Raw genomic sequence first — 3,409 nt, 5'->3', positions numbered from 1 at the left:
TAGATTTGGGTTCCGTTGGGAATTTGAAAGGAAAGTCGCTTGTTTTAGAAAAAATGAATACTTTTCAAAAGAAAAAATTCACTATCACCAAAGAAAAAGCGATTCAAATTTGCAAGCAAAATACATTAAAAGAATCTGACTCCGATTATAAAACATATTTAAAGTTTGGCTATAGAAAAAATACTCCATTTACAGGAAAATTCTATTATGAAGTTGTGCAACAATACGATGAATTAAAAGATGAAAACTGCAAAAACCATTGTAAAATCGTCAAGTTTTTTAATATCTGGCGAATTGATCCATGGTCTTCCGAATTGATCTTAAAAAAACCAATGAAGCAAGAATTTCAATTGCATAACGGATGTTTGTCAAGTAGTGGTTTTATTGAAGTAAAAAAGTAAAAGTCTATAACCGATCTTTTTTAGCTTCAGAATTTGTAATACTTTTACAACAATGCAACCACCGTTTTCCATAGCACTTCTACAAAAAAAAGACACCATTCCGCTTTTTGAGTTAATTCAGGCGAATGCCAAACGATTGCATCAATATTTTCCTATTACAACTAAAGAAATAAGTTCGTTAATTGCTGCTGAAAATTATATCAATAGAAAAATACGTGAAGTTGCCGCAAAGGAAAATTACACCTTTAAGGTTGTTGAAAAAACGACACAATTACTAATTGGTTTGGTAACCGTAAAAAAAATTGATTGGCAAACAAAAGAATGCGAACTCGCCTATTTTATTGATGCTGCGTACGAAGGAAAAGGAATTACCTCAGCTGGAATTTCACTACTTATCGCCTATTGCAAAGAAGAATTGCAACTCCAAAAAGCCATTCTTAGAATTGGAGAAGACAACCCTGGAAGTCTTCGCATCGCGGAAAAACACAACTTTATATTAATTAAACGTGTCAAAGATGGACATAAAGATTTTCACGGAAACATCATGGACGTTTTACATTTTGAACGCATATTATAATCTAAAACTGCATGCAAATCGATACTATTTCAAATATAAAATTTGATAAAAAAGCAATTAGTTACTTAGCGGTTTTAAAACCTGCTGCGACAGCTATTTTATTGTCTCCCACAAAAACACAACTCAAAGACATCATGCGATATACGTTGATGGATTTGACATTGAAGAAAGTACTTTCTGTTGCACATAAAAATATAAAACTGAATCCGAACGATGCTTATGCCAGCGAACGAACTATTATAGAAACGGATACAAATTTTAAAACCTATCGTAAAAGCAGGTATGAAAAGTATTTTTTATCAATTCTTACCGAAACAAGTTACTTTCAATTGCATGCATACCTGCTTCGAATTTATCACGGAACACCATTAGATACTAAAATGAAAAAAAGTATTTTGAAAGAACAGAAAATTGGCAATCTATTTTCTCTTTCATTCACATTGGACTCTTTTAGTATATTTCGATTGAATAAAAACGGTAAAAAAGTTCGAAATGAAATTCAACGTTATTTTGTAGCAATTGAAGATAATTTGGAACAAATCATTGAAGATTCGCCACAAAAAGCATTATATCTAGTATCTTTTTTAAAAGGAAATTTTTTCTTGTTAAAGAATATACCTGTTGAAGTATTAAAAAAACTAAACGCACTCATAAAGCTTCAGAAAAAGGAAGAAATAAAGAATGAATACTTTAATTTGTTTGATATCTTTGAGTTTTCAGACGTATTCTTCTCAGGTATTTCTGAAGAAATTGAAGAATCATTACGAGTGATTGAACGAACATACAATAGTGGTAGCGGAAGCAACTATGACTATGATCCTGTAGATTTTCAAGACTAATTGTACATTTAAACCATGATAAAAGAAGTATTCAACGGAATTCAAGATTACTTTACAGCCTACCGATTGCTGAATGAACTCAACCTATGGAAATATTTTAAAATTCCTATTGTCATCAGTTTTCTGCTCGGAATTACAATCATTTTTTCTTCTTGGAGTTTTTCCGACGACCTTGGAAACTTTATTGCAAGTGCTTGGGGATTTTCTTGGGGAAAACAAACCGTAATTGCCATTAGTACTTTTATTGGTGGCATGCTTATTTTTGCTGTCGGAATTGTCATTTTTAAACACCTGTTAGTCATTATTGTAGCACCGTTTATGAGTCCGATTTCAGAAAAAATAGAACGACATATATACGGAATTGTTAAAAAACCAGGAACAGGTTTCAAAGCACAAACGTCTGCTTTTGCACGCGCTTTTCAATTAAGCATACGTAACTTTGTCGTAGAATTATTGTGGATTACTCCTTTTTTTATCTTTAGTTTCATTCCAGTTATTGGCTTTATTTTCGTGCTACTCATCTTTTTAGTACAATCATATTACGCAGGATTTGGAAACATGGATTATACGCTAGAACGCTACTTTCCATACAAAAGAAGTCTTGAATATGTACGCAATCATCGCGGAATTGCCATTGGTAATGGAATCGTATTCATGGGAATTTTACTCATTCCTATTCTGGGAATTTTAGTTGTATTGCCACTATCCGCCGTAGCGGGAACAATTACGACGCTAAGAGAATTACACACAAAAAAGTAACAGTATTTTCTAAACTTTAGTGTAACGCATTGCCTATTGCTTTTAGTTACTTTTCACGCTTAACTAAAACATAGATACTATGAAAAAAAGTAGCGCAAAATTAGCAATCAGTAAAAAAACGGTTGCTTCATTAGAAAACATTTTTGGCGGACGTGGTTCTGTGACTTCTTACAGTTGTCCAGGCGACCAATGTCCAACTGAAGGAAAAACCTGTGCCAAAGACGGTCCGTGTGAAAGAACGATTCAACATCAGTAAAACTCAATTTGAGAAGCTGACAAGACATTCTTAAACTTCACCGAAAACGGTTTTTACAAAAAAGAAGAAGTCAGCAATGGCATCTTTTTTTACTTCAAACAAAAAATCAAATCATTAAAACTAAAACAATGAAAAAAAGCAAAACAACATTAAGTCTAGGGAAAAACACCATCGTTTCGCTAGAGAAAAAAGCGCAACAAATGATTATTGGTGGTTTTGAATCTCCACAAGCACCAACTGACAGTTGTCCTGGCGCTGCTTGCCCAAGTGAAAGAAATAGCTGCAACTTATCATGTAACGGCTATCCGAAATGTTTCAACTAAGCACATTTTAAAAATATAGTTTGTGTGAAAGAAGTCAGTAATGGCTTCTTTTTTGCTTCACGCAATTGTACTATTTCTAATATAAAAAGTAATGAAAAAAAAATTCTTTACTATATTCATTGATTCTTAAAAGATAGCTATGTATAAGATTGAAGACTTTGATATTAAATCAGAATTAATTCGCAAACATTGGGAATTTGTCAATGTAGTTTACGGCTCATTAGTTGAAACTTTGAAGGAAGACGAATTGGAAA

At 32.6% G+C, this 3,409-nt stretch carries 6 protein-coding genes; all 6 read left to right on the top strand.

Annotation, left to right across the window (positions count from 1 at the left end; genetic code table 11):
- Positions 1–401, top strand: a 401-nt coding sequence (locus AB8B65_RS18430) for a hypothetical protein (protein WP_405302755.1), incomplete at its 5' end; no start/stop codon positions are given.
- Between the two features lie 52 nt (positions 402–453).
- Positions 454–978: a GNAT family N-acetyltransferase gene (locus AB8B65_RS18425; protein ID WP_405302754.1), complete on the top strand. Its 525-nt coding sequence runs from the start codon at positions 454–456 to the stop codon at positions 976–978.
- Between the two features lie 11 nt (positions 979–989).
- Complete coding sequence (locus tag AB8B65_RS18420) at positions 990–1,817, top strand: hypothetical protein (RefSeq protein WP_405302753.1); 828 nt, start codon at positions 990–992, stop codon at positions 1,815–1,817.
- Between the two features lie 15 nt (positions 1,818–1,832).
- Positions 1,833–2,576, top strand: a complete 744-nt coding sequence (locus AB8B65_RS18415) for an EI24 domain-containing protein (RefSeq protein WP_405302752.1) — start codon at positions 1,833–1,835, stop codon at positions 2,574–2,576.
- 79 nt (positions 2,577–2,655) lie between these two features.
- Positions 2,656–2,832 (top strand): hypothetical protein, encoded by a 177-nt coding sequence (locus AB8B65_RS18410; protein WP_405302751.1) that lies wholly within the window; start codon positions 2,656–2,658, stop codon positions 2,830–2,832.
- Positions 2,833–2,960: 128 nt separating this feature from the next.
- Complete coding sequence (locus tag AB8B65_RS18405) at positions 2,961–3,155, top strand: hypothetical protein (protein ID WP_405302750.1); 195 nt, start codon at positions 2,961–2,963, stop codon at positions 3,153–3,155.
- The last annotated feature ends 254 nt before the right edge of the window (positions 3,156–3,409 follow it).

Origin of the sequence: Kordia sp. (assembly GCF_045105435.1) — a bacterium.
Classification (GTDB): Bacteria; Bacteroidota; Bacteroidia; order Flavobacteriales; family Flavobacteriaceae; genus Kordia.
The sequence above is the reverse complement of the archived record's forward strand: the minus strand, read 5'-3'. Positions and strand labels throughout refer to the sequence as shown.